Origin of the sequence: Paenibacillus sp. FSL H7-0942 (assembly GCF_045040715.1) — a bacterium.
Classification (GTDB): Bacteria; Bacillota; Bacilli; order Paenibacillales; family Paenibacillaceae; genus Paenibacillus; species Paenibacillus amylolyticus.
On the sequence record NZ_CP150279.1, the window covers coordinates 677,036 to 699,610 of the forward strand.

General features: G+C 46.5%; 19 protein-coding genes and 3 rRNA genes. 21 read left to right on the top strand and 1 reads right to left on the bottom strand.

Features of this window, described 5'->3' with window-relative positions; translation table 11 throughout:
* Positions 1–103: 103 nt before the first annotated feature.
* From MHI48_RS03140 to MHI48_RS03180, 9 genes are all read left to right on the top strand, one after another.
* Entirely contained in the window at positions 104–292 is a 189-nt protein-coding gene (locus MHI48_RS03140; RefSeq protein ID WP_017690840.1) for a hypothetical protein, read from the top strand.
* 133 nt (positions 293–425) lie between these two features.
* Positions 426–1,187 (top strand): type I methionyl aminopeptidase, encoded by a 762-nt coding sequence (gene map, locus MHI48_RS03145; RefSeq protein WP_036613186.1) that lies wholly within the window; start codon positions 426–428, stop codon positions 1,185–1,187.
* A 565-nt stretch (positions 1,188–1,752) separates the two neighbouring features.
* Complete coding sequence (gene coxB, locus MHI48_RS03150) at positions 1,753–2,805, top strand: cytochrome c oxidase subunit II (RefSeq protein ID WP_036613183.1); 1,053 nt, start codon at positions 1,753–1,755, stop codon at positions 2,803–2,805.
* 71 nt (positions 2,806–2,876) lie between these two features.
* Entirely contained in the window at positions 2,877–4,727 is a 1,851-nt protein-coding gene (gene ctaD / locus MHI48_RS03155; protein WP_370511460.1) for a cytochrome c oxidase subunit I, read from the top strand.
* On the top strand, positions 4,724–5,350 hold the full coding sequence (locus tag MHI48_RS03160; protein ID WP_047840264.1) for a cytochrome c oxidase subunit 3: 627 nt from the start codon (positions 4,724–4,726) through the stop codon (positions 5,348–5,350). Before ctaD ends, MHI48_RS03160 begins: the two co-directional genes overlap by 4 nt.
* Before the next feature lie 3 nt (positions 5,351–5,353).
* Positions 5,354–5,674 (top strand): cytochrome C oxidase subunit IV family protein, encoded by a 321-nt coding sequence (locus MHI48_RS03165; protein WP_036613178.1) that lies wholly within the window; start codon positions 5,354–5,356, stop codon positions 5,672–5,674.
* A gap of 108 nt (positions 5,675–5,782) precedes the next feature.
* Positions 5,783–6,706 carry a cytochrome c oxidase assembly factor CtaG gene (gene ctaG / locus MHI48_RS03170; protein ID WP_036613176.1) on the top strand — a complete coding sequence of 308 codons (924 nt, stop codon included), beginning with the start codon at positions 5,783–5,785 and terminating at the stop codon, positions 6,704–6,706.
* A gap of 34 nt (positions 6,707–6,740) precedes the next feature.
* Positions 6,741–7,205 (top strand): DUF420 domain-containing protein, encoded by a 465-nt coding sequence (locus MHI48_RS03175; protein WP_036613174.1) that lies wholly within the window; start codon positions 6,741–6,743, stop codon positions 7,203–7,205.
* Positions 7,206–7,347: 142 nt separating this feature from the next.
* Positions 7,348–7,719, top strand: coding sequence for a hypothetical protein (locus MHI48_RS03180; RefSeq protein ID WP_036613171.1), 372 nt, complete (start codon positions 7,348–7,350; stop codon positions 7,717–7,719).
* A 110-nt stretch (positions 7,720–7,829) separates the two neighbouring features.
* Here the strand turns inward: MHI48_RS03180 and MHI48_RS03185 are convergent, their stop codons facing one another.
* Positions 7,830–8,174 carry a hypothetical protein gene (locus MHI48_RS03185; protein ID WP_405142985.1) on the bottom strand — a complete coding sequence of 115 codons (345 nt, stop codon included), beginning with the start codon at positions 8,172–8,174 and terminating at the stop codon, positions 7,830–7,832.
* Positions 8,175–8,367: 193 nt separating this feature from the next.
* Here MHI48_RS03185 and MHI48_RS03190 point away from each other — a divergent pair, with 193 nt between their 5' ends.
* The 12 genes from MHI48_RS03190 (at position 8,368) to MHI48_RS03245 (ending at position 22,569) form a co-directional block, all read left to right on the top strand.
* Positions 8,368–9,081: a hypothetical protein gene (locus MHI48_RS03190; protein ID WP_036613234.1), complete on the top strand. Its 714-nt coding sequence runs from the start codon at positions 8,368–8,370 to the stop codon at positions 9,079–9,081.
* Positions 9,082–9,170: 89 nt separating this feature from the next.
* Positions 9,171–9,560 carry a GntR family transcriptional regulator gene (locus MHI48_RS03195; protein WP_036613231.1) on the top strand — a complete coding sequence of 130 codons (390 nt, stop codon included), beginning with the start codon at positions 9,171–9,173 and terminating at the stop codon, positions 9,558–9,560.
* Between the two features lie 15 nt (positions 9,561–9,575).
* Positions 9,576–10,472: an ABC transporter ATP-binding protein gene (locus MHI48_RS03200; protein WP_036613165.1), complete on the top strand. Its 897-nt coding sequence runs from the start codon at positions 9,576–9,578 to the stop codon at positions 10,470–10,472.
* Positions 10,473–10,492: 20 nt separating this feature from the next.
* Positions 10,493–11,395, top strand: a complete 903-nt coding sequence (locus tag MHI48_RS03205; protein ID WP_036613228.1) for an ABC transporter ATP-binding protein — start codon at positions 10,493–10,495, stop codon at positions 11,393–11,395.
* A complete protein-coding gene (locus MHI48_RS03210) occupies positions 11,388–12,683 on the top strand; it encodes an ABC transporter permease (protein WP_036613163.1) in 1,296 nt (431 codons plus the stop codon). The genes MHI48_RS03205 and MHI48_RS03210 overlap by 8 nt, the downstream gene beginning before the upstream one ends.
* Positions 12,684–13,256: 573 nt before the next feature.
* Positions 13,257–13,601 (top strand): DoxX family protein, encoded by a 345-nt coding sequence (locus MHI48_RS03215; RefSeq protein ID WP_036613160.1) that lies wholly within the window; start codon positions 13,257–13,259, stop codon positions 13,599–13,601.
* A gap of 92 nt (positions 13,602–13,693) precedes the next feature.
* Positions 13,694–14,119 carry a MarR family winged helix-turn-helix transcriptional regulator gene (locus MHI48_RS03220; RefSeq protein ID WP_036613157.1) on the top strand — a complete coding sequence of 142 codons (426 nt, stop codon included), beginning with the start codon at positions 13,694–13,696 and terminating at the stop codon, positions 14,117–14,119.
* A gap of 1,099 nt (positions 14,120–15,218) precedes the next feature.
* Positions 15,219–16,439 carry a TraB/GumN family protein gene (locus MHI48_RS03225; protein ID WP_036613154.1) on the top strand — a complete coding sequence of 407 codons (1,221 nt, stop codon included), beginning with the start codon at positions 15,219–15,221 and terminating at the stop codon, positions 16,437–16,439.
* A 538-nt stretch (positions 16,440–16,977) separates the two neighbouring features.
* Positions 16,978–18,530: ribosomal RNA gene (locus MHI48_RS03230) — 16S ribosomal RNA — on the top strand.
* 309 nt (positions 18,531–18,839) lie between these two features.
* A 23S ribosomal RNA gene (locus tag MHI48_RS03235) occupies positions 18,840–21,767 on the top strand.
* Positions 21,768–21,846: 79 nt separating this feature from the next.
* Positions 21,847–21,963, top strand: a 5S ribosomal RNA gene (gene rrf, locus MHI48_RS03240).
* Together the 16S, 23S and 5S rRNA genes form the textbook arrangement of a ribosomal RNA operon.
* 252 nt (positions 21,964–22,215) lie before the next feature.
* Positions 22,216–22,569: a FlxA-like family protein gene (locus tag MHI48_RS03245; protein WP_036672744.1), complete on the top strand. Its 354-nt coding sequence runs from the start codon at positions 22,216–22,218 to the stop codon at positions 22,567–22,569.
* The last annotated feature ends 6 nt before the right edge of the window (positions 22,570–22,575 follow it).

Here is a 22,575-nt window from a genome sequence, read left to right on the forward strand (position 1 = left end):
GCTTGCTTTAAGCCGCGCACACAACTTCATGGATGGCATTTAAGACTTATTCGGCATTCTCTAAACGGAGCATTCACTTTCAACGTTTTGGGAGGGAATTACAATGGCAACGAAAGGTCACAATGAGGTCAAAGAAAGTTTGAGGGAAATGACTCGGATTTTCCGTCCTAAGGATCCAAAAAAATTCGTGAAGGAGTACGTGAGAAAATACCGGATTACGGGTGGATATGAGGAAGAATTGACTTCTGTGGTTGAGCATGAGCTTGTCAAGATGGATTCTTCCGTGTCCTGAAACAACACACAACTCTGATTATACTGTTCCGATAATGAATAGAACCGTCTCTCGGGCGTTAAGCTCCGGAAGGCGGTTTTTTTTGCGTTCCTGCTGCATATATATGGTAGTACACCTACAGCGGGAAGGATGAATGCATGTGGACCCTATTTTGAAAACCAAAGAAGAGATTGGCTACATGCGGGAAGCAGGAAGAATTTTGTGGAGCTGTCACCAGCATATTGAGCAGTGGATGGTCCCTGGTATCACGACAGCAGCGATTAATGAGCGGGTGGAAGAGTTTCTGGCAGCACGAGGAGCCACACCGGAGCAAAAAGGGTATAAAGGATATCCTTACGCGACGTGTGCCTCTGTTAATGAAGTGGTCTGCCACGGATTTCCTGGGGAAGAGGAGTTGGCGAGCGGGGATGTAGTGACCATCGATATGGTGGTGAACAAAGACGGCTGGCTTGCTGACTCGGCCTGGACATATGGAATTGGTGAAACAAGCAGATCCATTCGCAAGCTGATGAGGCGCACGGAGAAGGCACTTGAGCGGGCGATTGCCCAGGCAGTTCCAGGGAATACACTCGGAGATATTGGAAGTGCCATTGAACGAACAGCCAGATTGTATCGGTACGGAATTGTGAAGCCTCTCATTGGTCATGGGATTGGTCAATATATTCATGAACCCCCAAATGTGTTGCCTTATGGCAAACGCAGAACGGGCACGATGCTCACGGAGGGTATGGTTATTACGATTGAACCAATCTTTACAAAAGGCAGTTCTGGGGCCGTTGTGTGGGATGACGATGGATGGACGGTAAGGACGGTAGATGGCAGCTGGGGGGTCCAGTATGAGCATACGGTTGCGATTACTGGGAATGGCCCCTTGATTCTGACCGATGGCACGTGAGATGAAATCAGAGAAGAAGAGGACTTGAGTTGAACTTTCTCCCAAATGCTCCATGCTGTTTTGAGCTTGAAGATAGCGGTATGGAGCGATAGGCATGTCTTCTGAATGGATATGGAAGAGGTTTTCCATAAATTCTGATCTTTCTTTTGCATAATAGCACATGTTTTCAATGTGAGAAAAATCACCAATAAATCGAGTTTTATCACCGAAATTTGGCAAAAATTTTCAAATGTAGAGTGTAATACTTTTAACTGAAATCGTTTGCAAATCAAGTTGTAGAGCGGTTTTTTACATAAAGTGAACAATTTGTGAACATGTGTCCAAAGATTGACAAAATCATACCCTCAACTTATATTTAATAAGTGATTGAAGCATATAGAATGAATTGGAAGAATGCGCAGACATGCCCTGAGCAGGAAATCACGGGAGTACTGGAAGCGTTATTTTTCTAAGCGTTCTGTATGATGAAGAGGATTATGCGTATCGTGCTGAAACGTACCTTTTGTTGCCTTTCTACCGAACGACAACGGTAATCTACGAAAACGTAAAAAAGTGGGGTAGATCAATGATGAAACAGTGGCAGGTTGCAAAGCGAATTCTCCCCTTGCTGGCGGTGTTCTCTTTGCTGCTATCCGCATGCGGGCGGGAAGACTTGTCGGTAATGAAACCTCAGGGTCCTGTAGCGCAAGGCCAATATGATCTGATGAAGTTATCCATCGCGATTATGATCGTGGTGCTCATCATTGTATTTGCCATAGCGGCCTATGTTCTGATCCGGTTTCGTAGACGAGCCGGGCAGACTGAGATGCCCGAACAGGTTGAAGGTAATTTCAAGCTGGAAGTAATCTGGACAGCCATTCCGTTATTGCTGGTTATTGTTCTGGCAGTACCGACGGTCCAAACGATTTTTGCCCAAGGCGAAGATCTGTCCAATGACAAAAATGCACTTAAGGTCCAAGTCACCTCGCATCAGTACTGGTGGGAATTCACTTATCCTCAATATGACGTAACCACCGCTCAAGATCTCATCATCCCGACCGGAACAAAAATTGCATTCGAATTAAAAACCGCTGACGTGCTTCACTCCTTCTGGGTGCCGTCACTTGCGGGCAAAATGGACACAAACCCGGATGGAACACTTAACAAGTTCAGTTTCTCTGCACCGAATGAAGGCGTTTACCGTGGTAAATGTGCCGAATTATGTGGCAGATCGCATGCTTTTATGGAGTTTAAGGTAAAAGCAGTGAGTCAGGAATCCTTTGACAGATGGGTGAACCAGATGAAAGCACCTGCAGTCCTTCCTGAAGACACTCAATTGGCCGAAAAGTTCAAAACAAACTGCCTTTCTTGCCACGCTGTTGGTGATCAAGGTGGACCGGTTGCACCTAACCTGACGGGAATTGGCGGCAAGGAATCTGTCGCAGGCATTTTGCTGAATTCTCGCGAGGGACAGGAAGAAGGTAATCCGGTACTGGATAACATGAAAGAATGGCTCCATGATCCACAATCCGTGAAGCCGGGCAATACCATGCCGAATCCCAAAGATCTTGGGTTGACGGATGAAGAAATCGACGGAATTGCCGAATATCTGGCCAACTACAAATTGGACTATGAATAGAACAGCAAGGACGAAGAAGGGGGTACACAACCTTGGCTCATGCGCATAGCGTCAAGAGGTACAGGGGCTTGATGGATTGGATCACCACCGTCGATCACAAAAAAATCGCCATTCTCTATTTGGTTGCGGGTGGATTTTTCTTTGGAATCGGCGGCATTGAAGCCATTTTGATTCGGATTCAACTGATGAAGCCTATGAATGATTTTGTATCGGCACAGGTCTTCAACGAATTGATTACAATGCATGGAACAACGATGATTTTCCTTGGTGTCATGCCACTTATTTTTGCCATTATGAATGCTGTCGTGCCTTTGCAGATCGGGGCACGGGACGTTGCTTTCCCGTTTCTTAACGCGCTGGGTTTCTGGACATTCCTCTTTGGTGGATTGTTGCTGAACCTGAGCTGGGTTATGGGCGGAGCACCGGATGCGGGCTGGACCTCATATACTCCGCTTTCGGGCAGTGAGTACAGTGGAACGCATGGTGTGGATTTCTACACCATTGGCCTTCAGATCGCGGGTCTGGGAACGCTCATCGGGGGCATTAACTTTCTCGCAACGATTATTACAATGCGTGCTCCAGGCATGTCCTACATGCGGATGCCGATGTTTACATGGACGACATTTATTACATCTGCCATTATCCTTTTTGCTTTTCCTGCCATCACGGTAGGGCTTGTACTTTTGACGTTTGACCGTATACTGGGAGCGAATTTCTTCGATGTAGCAGGTGGCGGTAACCCGGTACTCTGGCAGCACATCTTCTGGATCTTCGGGCACCCGGAAGTATACATTCTGATTTTGCCGGCATTTGGTATTATCTCGGAGGTTATTCCGACCTTCTCGCGTAAACGCTTGTTCGGATACAGCTCCATGGTATTTGCCACCATCCTGATTGCCTTTCTGGGCTTCATGGTATGGGCGCATCACATGTTTACAACAGGTCTGGGTAATGTAGCCAACGCGCTTTTCTCCATCTCCACGATGTTGATTGCCGTACCTACCGGGATCAAAATCTTTAACTGGCTCTTTACGATGTGGGGTGGACAGATCCGCTTTACCGCGGCAAACCTGTTTGCTGTTGGATTCGTCCCAACCTTCGTTATGGGTGGTGTTACAGGCGTTATGCTGGCATCTGCTCCGGCAGACTTCCAGTTCCATGATACGTACTTTGTTGTAGCCCACTTCCACTACGTTATTGTAGGGGGACTCGTACTTGGATTGTTCTCGGGACTGCATTACTGGTGGCCGAAGATGTTCGGACGTATTCTCAGCGAAACACTGGGCAAATGGACGTTCTGGACATTTATGATCGGTTTCCAATTAACGTTCTTTGTACAGCATTTCCTCGGTCTGATGGGGATGCAGCGCCGGATCGTTACATACTTGCCGAATCAGGACTTTGACCTGCTCAATCTGGTCAGCTCCGTCGGTGCGTTTCTAATGGGTGTTGGGGTTATCATGTTCCTCGTGAACATCGTGATCACAATGAAAAAACCGGCTGGCGCGCCAAACGATCCGTGGGAAGACGGCCGTACACTGGAATGGTCTATTCCATCTCCGCCGCCGGAATATAATTTCAAGCAGACGCCGCTGGTACGCGGAATTGATGCATATTGGAAGGAAAAAATGGCAGGACATACGGAGATGACACCGGCAGAACCTGTAGGTTCGATTCATATGCCTTCAGCAACGCCGTTGCCGTTTGTAATGTCAGTAGGTATCTTTATCGCCGGACTTGGCTTGATGTTCAGCAATGATGAATTTGGTAATGCATTTATGAATGTCATTTTCAACAATTATATTGTAGTTATTATTGGTCTCGTAATCACATTCGGTGCAATGGCACTTCGTTCACTTTATGATGATCATGGCTGGCATATTGAACCGGAGGATCAGGATGAGAAGGGGGCTAGAACATGACAACCTCACATGCCGAACCGGTGAACGACAAATTGCCGCATGAACCGGAGAAAGCAACGCTGGAAGGCCGTAACAAGCTTATCGCCTTCTGGTTGTTCCTTGGCGGCGAGACGGTACTGTTCGGTACACTCTTTGCTACCTTCCTGGCTCTTCGTGGCCAAACTAATGATGGACCTACGGCGAATGAACTGTTCCACCTGCCACTTGTGGCCGCTGCAACGTTCATTCTCCTGGTCAGTAGTTTGACGAGTGTATTTGCGATTCAGGCCATGCATAAGGGCAAGCGAGATGCACTGGCGTTGTGGCTTGGCATCACGGTAGTACTGGGTATGGGATTTCTCGCACTGGAAATTTACGAGTTCTACGAGTATGTGAAACATAAAGAGTTTGGCATGACCACGAGTGCATTCAGTTCAGCATTCTATACACTGGTCGGGTTCCACGGAGCCCACGTTGCTTTTGGTATTGTGTGGATCGGAATCATTATCGGTCAGCTGTTCAAAAAAGGATTGACGGTCGTAACCGCACCTAAAGTATACGTCTCCGCAATGTACTGGCACTTTATTGACGTGGTATGGGTGTTCATCTTTACGGTCGTGTACCTGCTCGGAAAGGTGGGGTAGCACATGTCGGCACAGGATAAGACAGATCAACAGCCTGTGAAACACCGTCACCGGACGGAAGGGCCACAGAAACACGTCGTGGTGTTTATCTTCTCCATTATTCTTACGCTGATTGCGTTTGCGGCTGCTTCTGCCGGAGGGGTCAACACAACCTTTATCATTATTATTTTGCTCGTCATGGCTATTCTTCAAGTATTCGTTCAATTGGGTTATTGGATGCACTTGAAGGACAAAGGGCACTTGATGCCGATTCTGTTCATGGCCTTTGGCTTTTTCGTAGCCTTTACGTGCATCATTATGGCACTCTATTGGGTCTGGTGGTAAAAGAGATGGCGGCGGCGCAATGCCGCCGTCTTTTCCCCTTTTTGGCGAATGAATCTTCACAAAGTAATGAAGGCAACAACCAAATCAGGTCACGGGGAGGTTTCCCGTATGCTCGGGTTGCAATATTTTAGCTTCAATGATTTATGGAGTCCGCTTATACTGGCTTTATTTCTGATCATTGCTGCGGCTTATCTGGTGCTTGTGGGACCGTTAAGCGAGCAAATAAAGGATGCAGAACCTGCGACTGCTGCACAGAAAATCATGTTTATTACAGGGCTGTTTGTCCTGTATCTGGCTCAAGCTGGACCATTTAATCTGCTTGGTCACGTGATGTTTAGCTTCCATATGGTGAGCATGGCGTTCTCCTATCTGGTAGCCCCGCCGCTGATGATGAAAGGTTTGCCGATCTGGGTATGGCGCAAAATCGTACGCTGGTTGCCTACACGACAGCTATCGTTCCTGGCTCATCCGATCGTTGCGGCAGTGCTCTTTAACGGGCTGTTCTCGCTGTATCACCTACCGATTGTACATGATTACGTCATGCTGAATTTTACCGTTCACCGGTTGTATTATATTGCATTGTTCATCACCTCGATGCTCATGTGGTGGACATTGCTGAATCCGTTACCAGAAGGCAGACAAGCATCGGGGTTATCCAAGATTGGTTTTATTTTTCTGAATATGGTACTGCTCACGCCTGCGTGTGGATTGATTATTTTTGCGGCCGAGCCGTTGTATCAGACGTACAGCAACCCGGCAGTATGGGCTGAAGCAATGCGGTATTGTGTGTCTGGAGATTCTACGGCATTACTTCGCTCATTCGGTGGGCCTGCGTTCTTCAACTTCCTGTCTTCTGCGAAAGAAGATCAGCAGGTCGGTGGCATTGTCATGAAGTTTATTCAGGAAGGAATCTTTGCCTCCATGCTGGCTTATGTCTTTTTCCAATGGTATCGGAAAGAGAAGCAGGAAGATGATGATGATTCGTATCCTGCAGGGGGCGCAGGAGGGCCGCTCAATCCGGCTGCCAAATAATGAAGTAATGTTCTGACAAGAGGGGGAACACACGATGGATATGTATTTTTGGCTACCAACGATCAGTACTTCTTTCATTGTGATTAGTGCAGTACTGGTGGGGATTGGATGGGTACTGATTATTCGGGGGAAACGTGAGGCTCATCAGTCCGCCATGGTAGCAGGTGCGATTGCAGCTCTAATCTTCTTTGTGATCTATATGTCTCGTACAGTGTTCGTGGGCAATACGGCTTGGGGCGGGGACCCGGATCTGGAGATCTTTTATCGGATATTTCTGATCTTTCATATTATCCTCGCTACCGTGGCAGCGATATTTGGCATCTCCACACTGGTACTGGGGTTCAAAAAGAAGTTCGGAACACATCGCCGCTGGGGCAAGTTCACGTCCATGATCTGGTTTGGGTCAGCGCTAACAGGTGTTGTTGTGTATGTTCTTTTATATCTCTTATATCCTGGTGGTCATACACGTCCGGTATGGGAAGTTATCCTCGGCGTATAGAAGTAGAGATATAACCTCCGGTTACTCGGGCGTGCGTCACTATAACCTTCTGAAAATATGAAAATGGACGAATCTAGCAGATCATTCGTCCACGCTTCCTCTCTCATTCATTCATAGAATGAGTTCGAGAGGGGGAAACAAAATGAAAAAAACAGTCAACGTCAGTCAGACGTATCCACGTCTTACCGTGTATTCAGAAGAGAACTACAGAGGGAGAAGCCGCATCTATCGTGGCAACACGGGTCTTCGTAACCTGGACAATATTTTGGATGGGGTGGAGAGCCTGCGCTTTTTCTCAACAAGTTCTAATGCAACACTGGTTGTGTTTACACGTCCTAACTTCCAAGGTGGATTCCGGGTCTTCCGAGGCAACACCAACTTGAGAGATTTGGATGATCTGATCCGTGGCAATGATGTGGAATCCCTGATCTCCACCAATCAACGGTTAACGCTGGCTCAGATTCGCGCAATCCGCAGGGATCGCAGTCTGCCTAGTGGTTATAACCTCGTTTAATCGTAAGGCCTCTTCTTCTAACAGGTGCTAGAGAGCGGCAAAGGGCTGTACCCGAATTGTGTTTACACAATAACGGGTACAGCCCTTCTTTTGTGATTGGGGAATGATGTTTAATCCCCGCCACCCCCACTGTCTCCGCCGCCACTATCTCCACCGCCACTATCTCCACCGCTGTCATTGCTGCTACCACTATCGCTGTTGTGATGAGAATGTGTGTCTGATGAAGAATCCGACTCATGATGTTTGTGATCCGGTGTGTGTTTGGCATGTCGATCGTAGGAGTCATCTCCCATAATGACCGGATATCCCGAAGCAGAGTCGGTATAACCGTTGTTACGGCGGATGCGGTATCTGCCTTTTTTGGCAGAATGACGATGAGGCTCATCCCGAAGGACCAACCAGATTACGACGATAAGGAAAAGGAGGACAAATCCGATCTCTACCAGCCAATCCATAGCTGTAACCTTCCTTTCTATGATTCTAATTTATTTTAACGTAAATTCGTACTGTGTCCCATCCCGTCTTCCTGATTCAGGAAAATTAGGGGTTGACGGGATGAGAAACAGGTCTGTATACTGTGTATATTGATATATACAGTAATCACAGTAAGCAACATGAGTGAATGACAGGTGAAAGGCAGGCATGCATATGAACGAATGGAAGCAGGCATGGTGGTTGACCCGCAGCCAGATGAGTAAGGATAGGCTCCAATGGCTATGGTCTGCATTATTCATGATATACACTGGCGGCATGAGCGGTGTGATGTTTTTAGGACAACAACAGACAGATATTATTAATCCAGTAGTGGATTCCTTCTTTTTAATCATGTTGCCATTTCAAGGGTTTATGTTCTGCAGGCGCTCCTTCCGTTACATACAGGAAGATTCTTATACGCAGATGCTGGCCTACTATCGTAGAATTCCCATCCCTGAACAAGTGGTGATGTGGTCCAGGCTACAGCAGTCTCTGATGGCGTTTACGTACAATGGAATCTTTTTCTACGGATCATTATACGTGGTTAACCTTCATGTCGAAGGATTCCGATGGGATCAGTATCTGGCCTTTAGCCTTACCTGTACAGGTTATGGCCTTTTGGTAACAGGGTTCTATATTTACGGAGAGTTTCTGAACAGTGGCAAGAAATACTTGCTTCTCAGTATGCTTTTTATACCATTCGCCATTGGCATATCCATACTGATTCGAATATCAGGCAGTTACGGATTACGGATTGTAATGGATGGAAGTAAATCATGGGGGCTGCTTTCCCCGATCATGTGGATTTCTCTGGTGGCTGGCGTAGCGGGATTATGGCTGTCTAGTCGTTTTACGCTGAAGAAGCTGGTTCATCGGGATTTGAATTAAAATGAGAATTGAGCTTATGTACGAATACAGGATGAAACCGGCACGGTCAGGTAACAGACTGGAGTGTACCGGAGGGCGAGGTGCAAGATGTGAAAATACCCATTCAAATTAATGAAAATAGCGCTGAACCTTTATACCACCAAATTGAAAATCAGTTAAGATCGTTAATTATTACGGGTCAGTTGGGGGAGGGAACACATTTGCCGTCCATTCGTGAGTTCGCCGGAGCACTGAATTGCAGTGTTATTACGGTTAGACGGGTCTATCAGGATCTGGAGAATGAAGGCTTGCTTCGTACGAAGCAGGGGACAGGTACATTTGTGGCCCAGGTAGAAGCCGGTGACAGAGAAAATTATAGATTAAAGGCCGCACAGGAAGCGATGCAGGCAGCGGTGCAGTCCGGGAAATCGGTAGGCTGTACGGAAGAAGAGATGGAGAGCCTATTCCGGGAAGTCCTGAAGGCTATTTACGTGAAGTAAGGGAGTGATTCATACGTGGAACCCATAGCAATCCAGTTGAACGGCATATCCAAAATGCGAAAACGCAGAGTTATCGGCCCAATTGATCTGACCATCCCGGAAGGGTATATAGTGGCTATTCTCGGTCACAACGGTTCAGGCAAAAGCACCCTTCTTAACATGTTACAGCAAGTGGTGCTGCCAGATGCTGGGCAGATTATATGGTTTGGTCAGGAACATGATGGGCCACTTCCCATTGAACTGAGACAACAGATTGGTTTTGTGGCAGATAACGCTGGTTCAGAAGAGAACCGGATAACAGCACAAGAAGCGGCCCATTTCCGGGCGTACTGGTACCCACGTTGGGATATGAAGTTGTTCGACCAACTGATTCAGGATATGGAAGTACCTGTTGATGTGAAGCTGAACAAGATGTCCAAGGGAGAAAGGCGAAAATTTGAGATTGCAGCTGCAATTGCAGCTCGCCCAAGACTATTGCTTTTGGATGAGCCTTCATCAGGATTGGACCCCTTTGCTTGGAAAGTGATGGTTGAGCAGTTCCGTACCTTCATGGCGGGGGGAGACACCACGATTCTGATTGCCACACATATTGCAGACGAAGTCAAAAGGCTTGCGGATTACATCGTATTGATGCACCGTGGTCAGTCACTGGGGATGGCCGAGAAAGATATGGTGCTCGATCAGTGGAAAGAAGTCTGGTATGAAGGAGATTTAAGGCCAGAAAGTATTCCTGGTGTTGTGGAATCTTCTATAGAAGAGGGAGGTCTGGTTCGCGTAATTACAACCCGGGTCAGCGAGGCGCAGGAGAGGCTGGAGCTGTCCAATAACCGGGTATTGAAAATCCGTAACTTGGAATTGGATGAAGTGCTGGCATTCTGGATTGCCGGGTATGCACCCGTACAGTGGAAATAACCGAAGGGAGACGATAAATGATGAACCGATTGGAATTGAAGCAAGTCGTCAAGCAATATGCAGACAAAACAGCCGTTAATGGAGTTACGCTCAATGTAAAAGAGGGGGAGATTTACGGACTGCTCGGAGCTAATGGTGCAGGTAAAACAACAACAATGCGTATGGTGCTTGGACTGATTCACCCTGACGGAGGGAATATCCTGTACAACGGCAAGCCCTATAATACGGAGCTACAACAGATTATGGGTTATCTTCCGGAAGAGCGCGGATTGTATCCGAAGGTGAAAGTCAGCGAACAGATTAATTACCTGGCACGACTTCGTGGCATGAATGGTAAGGACGCAGATCAGAGCCTCAAGTATTGGCTGAATCGGTTTGAGGTACCTGAGTATTACGATAAGAAGATCGAGGAGTTATCCAAAGGTAATCAGCAGAAAATGGGCTTTATCGCGGCTGTAGTGCATAGACCGCAGATTCTCATTCTGGATGAAGCGTTCAGTGGACTGGATCCCGTCAACGTGGAATTACTCAAGTCCACCGTCAAAGAATTGCGTGACGAAGGCACGGCCATTCTGTTCTCAACACACCGTATGGAGCACGTTGAAGAGTTGTGTCGTCAGATCACCATTCTGCATCGTTCCAACACGGTGGTACAAGGAGAGATCAAGGAGATCAAGAGCCGGTATCCGCGTGAACAGGTATTCCTGGGTACGATTGGTAGTGTGGAAGGACTTGAACAGTTGCCTGGTGTGAAGAAAGTCGAGCGAAATGAGCGTGGTTACCTGATACATATTAGTCAGGTGGAAGCGGCTCAAGAGATTCTGAGAACAGCCATGACTCAGACGACAGTGGAACACTTTGAACTGAAGGAACCAACGCTTAACCAAATCTTTATTCGTGAGGTAGGTGAGTCGAATGAATAAAATGGGAACGATTACGGGTTTTACATTTAAAAACAAAGTTAAAACGAAATCATTCATGGTAACGACCATTGTACTTGCACTTTTAATTTCAATCGGACTCAATGTCCCGTATTTCATTACCTTATTTAATGGGGGTTCCATTGGTGGAGCTTCAAGTAGTAATCCTGTAAATATTGGTCTTTTGAGTACAGGGCAACCTGAAGTTTCCGAGAAACTGGAGAGCTTCTCTGCGGCTCAAGGAGATCAGGCCTATCGATTCATTGCCAGTGGTGACAAAGATGAGGCTGCTCTTGCGGCGGATGTGGAAGCAGGGCTTACCGATGGTTATCTGAAGTTTGAAGCTGTTTCCGGGCAAGAGTTCCCGCAGCCCATTCTATATTCAGCAGAAGACGTATCACCTCAGATCATTGCATCCATTGAAGCAGCGTTGCAGAGTGTGAAGCTGGATGTGGTTGTGAAGGATGTACTCACAGCGGAGCAGAAGGAACTGATTACAACACCTGTGAAGCTCACTGAGCAAAGTTTGAGTACAGATGAGAGCGGAGCAGGTACTGAGTCTGAAGGTAAAATGAGCCCGATTAACTATATTGTGGTGTACTTGCTGATCATCCTGCTGTTTACCTCAACGATGATGACAGGTAACATGATTGCCTCTGAGATCACAGCTGAGAAGAGCTCACGTATTATGGAGATTCTGATTACGAGTGTATCACCGCTCAGTCAGATGTTTGGTAAAATTATCGGTATTTTCATGGTGGGGATGCTGCAAATCGGGATCTTCGGAGCGGTGGTTGCCGGAAATATCTTGCTGCCGCATAACCGTGCAGTATTAGGTGATTTCAATATGAGTGTAAGTGATGTGAATAGTGCAGTTATTGTGTACGGACTCATATTCTACATTCTGGGTTACTTCCTGTATGCCGTGTTGTTTGCTGCCATTGGTTCAATGGTAAGCCGTACTGAAGAACTCGGTCAGGCTGTTCTGCCGATTACGATGTTGTCGCTTGTTTCCTTCTATATTGCGATCTTCAGTATTTCTACGCCGAACATTCTGTTGTTGAAAATCGCAAGCTTCATTCCATTCACGTCGCCGACCGCGATTCTGGTACGAATCGGCGCAGGAGTTGCGCCAACTTGGGAGATTCTAACGTCCTTAGCCATTCTCATCGTATCCATTATCATCTTCGGATGGCTTGCAGCCAAAATCTATCGCACAGGTGTGTTGATGTACGGTAAACGTCCAACCTTTAAGGAATTGTTTAAAGCCATGAAGGCATATAAGATCTAGGTGGAGTGTTTGAAGGTGTGTGTGTTGTCATAATTAGAGAGATATGCATATTTATCCATAAATATGCATATCTCTATTTGAAATTAGCTTGCAGCCATTGGTGGCCAATTTAATGTTGAACGCGCTACATGTTGTTTAATGGTGTTCGATACAAACAGTCAAGAACGAATAATTACTTAGAAGTTTTATTTAATTTGGGATGGTTGATTTTTGTATAAACAAGCTAAATTACATTCCGTAGGTCGAATTGACAATAAGTTAAGTAAATTACCTTTGTTTATTACTAAATTTATTGAAAGTAAGAAGCATAGGCTTTTAATTGGCTGATTACAGAGAAATTTACCACAGTTCAACAAAGAACAGAAATTGAATTATCCATGCTAGAAATATTAACGATATGTGAAAAAGAAAGCTTCCTTTGGAACGATAATCTAAGAAAAATTAAAAGGACATAAGAGGGCTATAATCTATAAAGCTTTATTTTAGGGTTGACAATATATAAAATTTCAAACAAAATACATGCTATAGCATATATTAAATTCATATGCATAACTTTATGAAAGAGGGGTAGATATGTTCATTTTTATCACAGTTTTACAGGTTCTATTAGGTGTTTTTTTCCTTTTTACAGGAAGCAAAATTATTTCCGGTAAAATGGCCAATGAGTTTAAACGTTTTGGACTGCCATCGTTCTTTAATGTTTTGACTGGGTCGTTCGAGATTGTGGGGGCAGCTGGTATGATCGTTGGCATCTGGATGCCTGTCGCAGCAATTTTAGCTGGCTTGCTTCTAGCCGGAACAATGCTTGCTGGAGCGTTTACTTTAATAGTCTTAGCTAAAGACCCGATTCAGAAGGCCATTCCAGCACTCATTTTGTTCATACTTAGCTTGATTGTATCCATGTATCATTTTTTCTAAACGAAATTAACGAATTTTTGACGGATTTCATGTGTAACCTTTGAGAGATCGACTATATTTGATTTAAGAAAATGATAAATGAGGGTACTGCAATGGACTTATATAATATTACCGGCTTCTTGATCCATCGTACAGATGTCAAGCTTACAAACTATTTTACGAAACAATTAAAGCCCTACAAGGTTACACCGGAGCAGTGGAGCATTATCTCCTGTCTTGATATAGATAAAGCTATGACTCAAAAAGAGCTGGCGGAGGCCATCGATCGGGATCAAACAACGGTAGTGAGAATGATACATTCTTTAGAACGCAAGGGCATGGTTCGACGTATTGTTCATGATCAAGATAAGCGCTCACATTATTTATATTTGTCCTCTAAAGGTCAAGAAGTTAAAGGAAAGCTGTTGTTAACAGTTAAAAACGCGCATGACTATGTTACACGAGGTTTGGAACACGATGAATTAAATCAGTTAAAAACGATATTAGATAAACTGTACCGAAATGTGCAAGAAGATTAGTTAGACTCTATACCAGAGGATGAATCATGACAACTACATGCCGAAGCACAAAAATTGTGAGATTCTTTCCGAATGAAGCAGCAAGAATAAGGATCCAGCTTCTACTTACTTTAGAAGGAGCTATCAGAAATATATGGTCGAATATCATAGTTCACTGAATATTTAATTCCATCAATTCGATTATCCCAGCAATATTTTTAGTTGTACTCAAGCTGATAGGAGCTGCTTGATGTTTTCCTGAACATATTACTAGAGAAAGAAGGGGAGGAAAGATCACTGGATTATGATTCTAACTGGTTTTGAGATAGCGGCAATTCGCATACGATTAAGTATTTATGTTTCTGTAGAAGAATAGAAGACGGAATGATTTTAATTTAAATGAATAAAGTATTCTAAAATGAGACTGTTATCTAATACTAGATAGTGGTCTTTTTGCTATGTATAATTAAGAAAAAATATCGCAAAAATCCGTATATATTAGCATGCATGAATATGCAAAATGAGTTTTGCGCTTTTTCCTACTTATCATGAAAATATGTCCTGATAGATAAGCTTTATTGATGACTTTTTCTCACTAATTATGACAAGTGGTGTGCTCTGTCGGTGGTCATATTAAATCGAGTTCAGGAGAGGGTCGATGATCATGCAGCAGTTAAAAGGGTTCTATATACAGTTTTTGAGGGAACCTCTGTGGTTTAAAGCATTGATCGATCCTGACTACACTACTACTTTCAATTGTATTTAGCAGTTCAGCCTTTTCAGAGCAGGGCAACTACCAAAGCTTAGCTATCGCTATTTTCTTCGTCGCATATGGGGTGAAGCTGCTGGGCAATCCGAAGGTTTCTATAGCATTCTTTTTCCTGGCTCTGATCAGTATCTATTTATCTTGGCATAGCTTGGATTTTGCGAATATCTAGCATTAAACCTATACGACGGTTTCGTTTTTATTGTTTCTTATTCTAATGAGAGTAATGAAGGGAGAAAGTGCTGCTCCGTTTTGGAGTGGCACCAATTCCCACCTTTATCCGTAGTATCTAAGTATGTCTATTCTATTAAAAATTGGATTGGCAACTATATTCCTTAAAGGAGGATACATAATATGAAGAATTGGAAACGCATGCTCTTATCTCTTACCATCTCAGTAGGTTTGCTTGCATCTGCAGTGCCAGCTATGGCTGCTCCACAAGGAACTTCCGTCAAGGTTAATGACCAAGCTGTGAAATATGCTACAGGAGCGCCGATCCTGGAGAAAGGTACAACATTGGTTCCACTGCGGACCACGCTGGATGCTATGGATGTGAAGCTAACAACTGCGACAGATGATACGATCACGGCTGTAGTAGATGGCAAAACGATTACACTTAAAAGCAAGCTTACACGTATCAACGGTGTAACGTATGCTCCAATCCGCATCGTCGGTGATGCAGCGGGTTATGAAGTTCGCTGGGATGCTGCAACGCGCACCGTGCTGCTGGTATCCAAAGGTGGAGCAACTGAAACTGCTCAAACCGGTGGACGTGGCTTCATGTGGGAAGTTGAAAGCAATGGCAACACCGTCTATCTGGTAGGGTCCATGCATATTGCGGATGAGAGCTTCTACCCACTGCGTCCGGAGTTTGAAGAAGCTTTTGCCGAAGCAGATTATCTCGGGGTAGAGATTGATATTAGCAAAGCCGCTGACGAAGAGCAGCAAAAGCTGGTTCTAAGTCTGGGTTCGTATCAAGATGGAACAACACTGAAAGACCACATTTCCAGTGAAACGTATACAAAGCTGGGTGATGTATTGAAGAAAAATGGTCTGGAGTCTAACGCTTTGGATGCATTTAAGCCTTGGGTGGTAGAGAGCACACTTGCAAGTTTGAAGTCCACAACGGCAGGATACGAAGCGTCAGCAGGAGTGGATCTGTATTTCATCCAGAAAGCGATCGAGCGCAAACTTCCAGTTATCGAGTTGGAGAGTTATCAATCTCAACTTGGTATGTTTAACGACTTTTCCAAAGAAACACAAGAGGAAACACTGAAAGCGACAATCGAAAACTTCGACGTGTTGGATAACAGTGTGAAAGAAATGGCTGAGATGTGGAAAACGGGTAATGACGAGCAACTGCTTGAACTGACAAACAGCTTCTCCACTAACGAGGAATATAACAAAGCAATGCTGGTTGATCGTAACATTGGTATGGCGGACAAAATCGATGGTTACTTGAAAAACGGCAAAGGTGAGGAATATTTCATTGTTGTTGGTGCGGCACACTACTTGGGCGATCACGGCATCGTGAAACTGCTTGAGGATAAGGGATATAAAGTAGAACGTAAATAAATATAGATTACTATAGAAGGTAACCCTTTCGTCTCGAATATAAGAGTTGAGAGGGTTGCCTTCTTATATATAGAAGAAAGACAGATTTAAATAAAGAAGATTAAGCTGCAGGATAATAAAATTGAACCTAAGAGTTCGTGGTAGATTGAAGGTCCTTAATATGGTTAGATCGTGGATTTGATAAGTTTTGAAATTAACTCTTTACAAGTGTGTGTTCTACATGGTATATTCTATTTCCGGCCAAAAAAACACGAGATACACGGTGCGGCAAGCAATTGAAATAAGCTTCGAAAGAAACTTAAAAAAAGAGCTTGCAAAGTTGGTTCGGACATGATATTATATAAGAGTTGCTGAAGAGAACGACATTCGGTAACGAAACAAGTTTGATCTTTGAAAACTGAACAACGAGTGAGTAAACATTCTGCTTGCAGAATGAACGCGAAAGTTTGAGACAAGCCTTGGCTTGAATCGACTGGAGCACAAATGAGATTTTTAATCTCGTCAGATTCAAAATGAGCTTATCGCTCTTTTCAATACTTTATTGGAGAGTTTGATCCTGGCTCAGGACGAACGCTGGCGGCATGCCTAATACATGCAAGTCGAGCGGAGTTGATAGGAAGCTTGCTTCCTTGATACTTAGCGGCGGACGGGTGAGTAACACGTAGGCAACCTGCCCTCAAGTTTGGGACAACTACCGGAAACGGTAGCTAATACCGAATAATTGTTTTCTTCGCCTGAAGGAAACTGGAAAGACGGAGCAATCTGTCACTTGGGGATGGGCCTGCGGCGCATTAGCTAGTTGGTGAGGTAACGGCTCACCAAGGCGACGATGCGTAGCCGACCTGAGAGGGTGATCGGCCACACTGGGACTGAGACACGGCCCAGACTCCTACGGGAGGCAGCAGTAGGGAATCTTCCGCAATGGGCGAAAGCCTGACGGAGCAATGCCGCGTGAGTGATGAAGGTTTTCGGATCGTAAAGCTCTGTTGCCAGGGAAGAACGCTTGGGAGAGTAACTGCTCTCAAGGTGACGGTACCTGAGAAGAAAGCCCCGGCTAACTACGTGCCAGCAGCCGCGGTAATACGTAGGGGGCAAGCGTTGTCCGGAATTATTGGGCGTAAAGCGCGCGCAGGCGGTCATTTAAGTCTGGTGTTTAATCCCGGGGCTCAACCCCGGATCGCACTGGAAACTGGGTGACTTGAGTGCAGAAGAGGAGAGTGGAATTCCACGTGTAGCGGTGAAATGCGTAGATATGTGGAGGAACACCAGTGGCGAAGGCGACTCTCTGGGCTGTAACTGACGCTGAGGCGCGAAAGCGTGGGGAGCAAACAGGATTAGATACCCTGGTAGTCCACGCCGTAAACGATGAGTGCTAGGTGTTAGGGGTTTCGATACCCTTGGTGCCGAAGTTAACACATTAAGCACTCCGCCTGGGGAGTACGGTCGCAAGACTGAAACTCAAAGGAATTGACGGGGACCCGCACAAGCAGTGGAGTATGTGGTTTAATTCGAAGCAACGCGAAGAACCTTACCAGGTCTTGACATCCCTCTGATCGATGCAGAGATGTATCTTTCCTTCGGGACAGAGGAGACAGGTGGTGCATGGTTGTCGTCAGCTCGTGTCGTGAGATGTTGGGTTAAGTCCCGCAACGAGCGCAACCCTTATATTTAGTTGCCAGCATTTCGGATGGGCACTCTAGATAGACTGCCGGTGACAAACCGGAGGAAGGTGGGGATGACGTCAAATCATCATGCCCCTTATGACCTGGGCTACACACGTACTACAATGGCCGGTACAACGGGCTGCGAAATCGCGAGATGGAGCCAATCCCAACAAAGCCGGTCTCAGTTCGGATTGCAGGCTGCAACTCGCCTGCATGAAGTCGGAATTGCTAGTAATCGCGGATCAGCATGCCGCGGTGAATACGTTCCCGGGTCTTGTACACACCGCCCGTCACACCACGAGAGTTTATAACACCCGAAGTCGGTGGGGTAACCGCAAGGAGCCAGCCGCCGAAGGTGGGATAGATGATTGGGGTGAAGTCGTAACAAGGTAGCCGTATCGGAAGGTGCGGCTGGATCACCTCCTTTCTATGGAGAATCGTTTCCCGAGTGGAAACATTCAAATACGCAGCTTAGCTGCAAAACACTCACTCGTTGTTCGGTTTTGAGAGCTCAAACTCTCAAACAGCTTGCTTTTGCATGGAGCTTGTTCTTTGAAAACTAGATATCGAAACGAAACAAACGCGAATTAGAACATTCCTTTTTAGCTGAACTTGTGCAAACAAGTCAAGTGTATAAAGGTAGTTAAATTGCTTTTGTGATGGTATCGGGTGAGAGCGACTTTTGGCTTTGCGCAAGCAAAACAAGGGAAGCGAGCGACCGAAACCGGAACAAAATGGTTAAGCTACTAAGAGCACACGGAGGATGCCTAGGCGCTAGGAGCCGATGAAGGACGTGGCGAACAACGAAACTGCCTCGGGGAGCTGTAAGCAAGCTTTGATCCGGGGGTGTCCGAATGGGGAAACCCAGCTGGGGTAATTTCCAGTTACTCATAACTGAATACATAGGTTATGTAGAGGCATACCAGGGGAACTGAAACATCTAAGTACCCTGAGGAAGAGAAAACAATAGTGATTCCGTCAGTAGCGGCGAGCGAACGCGGAGAAGCCCAAACCAGAGAGCTTGCTCTTTGGGGTTGTGGGACGTCTCACATGGAGTTACAAAGGAACCGGTTAAGCGAAGAGGTCTGGAAAGGCCCGCCAAAGAAGGTAAAAGCCCTGTAGTTGAAAGTTGGTTCCCTCCGAGACGGATCCCGAGTAGTGCGGGGCACGTGAAACCCCGTATGAATCCGGCAGGACCATCTGCCAAGGCTAAATACTTCCTAGCGACCGATAGTGAAGCAGTACCGTGAGGGAAAGGTGAAAAGCACCCCGGAAGGGGAGTGAAATAGAACCTGAAACCGTGTGCTTACAAAAAGTCAGAGCCCGTTTTAGGGGTGATGGCGTGCCTTTTGTAGAATGAACCGGCGAGTTACGTTCCCGTGCAAGGTTAAGGTGAAGAGCCGGAGCCGCAGCGAAAGCGAGTCTGAATAGGGCGAATTAGTACGTGGACGTAGACCCGAAACCGGGTGATCTACCCCTGTCCAGGGTGAAGGTGCGGTAACACGCACTGGAGGCCCGAACCCACGCATGTTGAAAAATGCGGGGATGAGGTGGGGGTAGCGGAGAAATTCCAATCGAACTCGGAGATAGCTGGTTCTCCCCGAAATAGCTTTAGGGCTAGCCTCGGAAAACAGAGTCGTGGAGGTAGAGCACTGATTGGGTGCGGGGCCCGCAAGGGTTACCAAGCTCAGTCAAACTCCGAATGCCATAGACTTACTTCCGGGAGTCAGACAGTGAGTGCTAAGATCCATTGTCAAAAGGGAAACAGCCCAGACCATCAGCTAAGGTCCCCAAGTGTGTGTTAAGTGGGAAAGGATGTGGAGTTGCACAGACAACCAGGATGTTGGCTTAGAAGCAGCCACCATTGAAAGAGTGCGTAATAGCTCACTGGTCGAGTGACTCTGCGCCGAAAATGTAACGGGGCTAAACACACCACCGAAGCTATGGCTTGATGCTTTGCATCAGGGGTAGGGGAGCGTTGTATAAGGGTTGAAGGTGTACCGTAAGGAGCGCTGGACATTATACAAGTGAGAATGCCGGTATGAGTAACGAAAAGATCAGTGAGAATCTGATCCGCCGAAAGCCTAAGGGTTCCTGAGGAAGGCTCGTCCGCTCAGGGTAAGTCGGGACCTAAGGCGAGGCCGAAAGGCGTAGTCGAAGGACAACAGGTCGAAATTCCTGTACCACCGTAAGCCGTTATGAGCAATGGGGGGACGCAGTAGGGTAGTGACGCGGACTGATGGATGTCCGTCTAAGCAGTAAGGCTGATGTGTAGGCAAATCCGCACATTGTAAGGCTGAGCTGTGATGGGGAGCGAAAATTATAGTAGCGAAGGTCATGATCTCACACTGCCAAGAAAAGCCTCTAGCCAGGTGATGGTGCCCGTACCGCAAACCGACACAGGTAGGCGAGAAGAGTATTCTAAGGCGCGCGGAAGAACTCTCGTTAAGGAACTCGGCAAAATGACCCCGTAACTTCGGGAGAAGGGGTGCCCCGGTAGTGTGAATAGCACGAGGGGGCCGCAGTGAAAAGGCCCAAGCGACTGTTTAGCAAAAACACAGGTCTGTGCGAAGCCGTAAGGCGAAGTATACGGGCTGACGCCTGCCCGGTGCTGGAAGGTTAAGGGGAGTGGTTAGGGAGCAATCCCGAAGCTGTGAACCGAAGCCCCAGTAAACGGCGGCCGTAACTATAACGGTCCTAAGGTAGCGAAATTCCTTGTCAGGTAAATTCTGACCCGCACGAATGGCGTAACGACTTGGGCGCTGTCTCAACGAGAGATCCGGTGAAATTTTAATACCTGTGAAGATGCAGGTTACCCGCGACAAGACGGAAAGACCCCATGGAGCTTTACTGCAGCTTGATATTGAATTTGGGTACGATCTGTACAGGATAGGTGGGAGCCTTTGAAACGTGAGCGCCAGCTTGCGTGGAGGCAACGTTGGGATACCACCCTGATCGTATCTAGGTTCTAACCTGGTACCGTAATCCGGTGCGGGGACAGTGTCAGGTGGGCAGTTTGACTGGGGCGGTCGCCTCCTAAAGAGTAACGGAGGCGCCCAAAGGTTCCCTCAGAATGGTTGGAAATCATTCGAAGAGTGCAAAGGCATAAGGGAGCTTGACTGCGAGACCTACAAGTCGAGCAGGGACGAAAGTCGGGCTTAGTGATCCGGTGGTACCGCATGGAAGGGCCATCGCTCAACGGATAAAAGCTACCCTGGGGATAACAGGCTTATCTCCCCCAAGAGTCCACATCGACGGGGAGGTTTGGCACCTCGATGTCGGCTCATCGCATCCTGGGGCTGAAGTAGGTCCCAAGGGTTGGGCTGTTCGCCCATTAAAGCGGTACGCGAGCTGGGTTCAGAACGTCGTGAGACAGTTCGGTCCCTATCTGTCGTGGGCGTAGGAAATTTGAGAGGAGCTGTCCTTAGTACGAGAGGACCGGGATGGACGTACCGCTGGTGTACCAGTTGTTCCGCCAGGAGCACCGCTGGGTAGCTATGTACGGACGGGATAAACGCTGAAAGCATCTAAGCGTGAAGCCCCCCTCAAGATGAGATTTCCCAGTATGTAAGACCCCTTGAAGACGACGAGGTAGATAGGCTGGGGGTGGAAGTGCAGCAATGCATGGAGCTGACCAGTACTAATCGGTCGAGGGCTTATCCAATAGCAAGTTGTAATACGCATGTTTCGTTTCGAATCTAGTTTTCAGAGAACGATCTCTGAAATGTAAGCTAAGCTACGCGTTTGGTGGCGATGGCGGAGGGGTTCCACACGTACCCATCCCGAACACGACCGTTAAGCCCTCTAGCGCCGATGGTACTTGGACCGCAGGGTCCTGGGAGAGTAGGACGCCGCCAAGCAATCTAAAGACACACTTGATGATATCGAGTGTGTCTTTTTGTTTTACTATTTTTATAGATGAGACGAAAATAAGATCCTTCACTTATATTAAGACTTTCAATATTATTGATCAGACTATTAATGCTGGTATGCATACTTCCCTCTGTTCGACTTCTGATTCTTAGCTCCTTCAGCAACCTTTCAGTTGAATTTAACGTACGTTTCAGTGGGATAGGGTATAGTGAAGCTAAGTAAAGAGGGGGGAAATCATAATGAATATATCTTCTACAGCCAGCTCCACTACATCATACATATCGACATCTTCGAGTTCGGACAATTCAAGCAGCTTGGAGAAACAAAAGACGAAGCTTGAGGCTCAGCTGGAGAAAGTGCAATCCAGCAAGGACGATGAACAGACTAAGGAGACAAAGACCAAACAGCTTCAACAGCAGATCAAACAGATTGAGAACCAGATTGCACAGCAAAGCTCTCAAGGAGCCGGTACAACTGCTACGAAGGAGGCTCCACCTGCCCAACCACCATCCAATGGAATGGGAGTAGCTACCCCTAAGGAGATTGCGAACGCAATGACAGACAGCAATGGTCGATTTGATATACGTATCTAATTTACA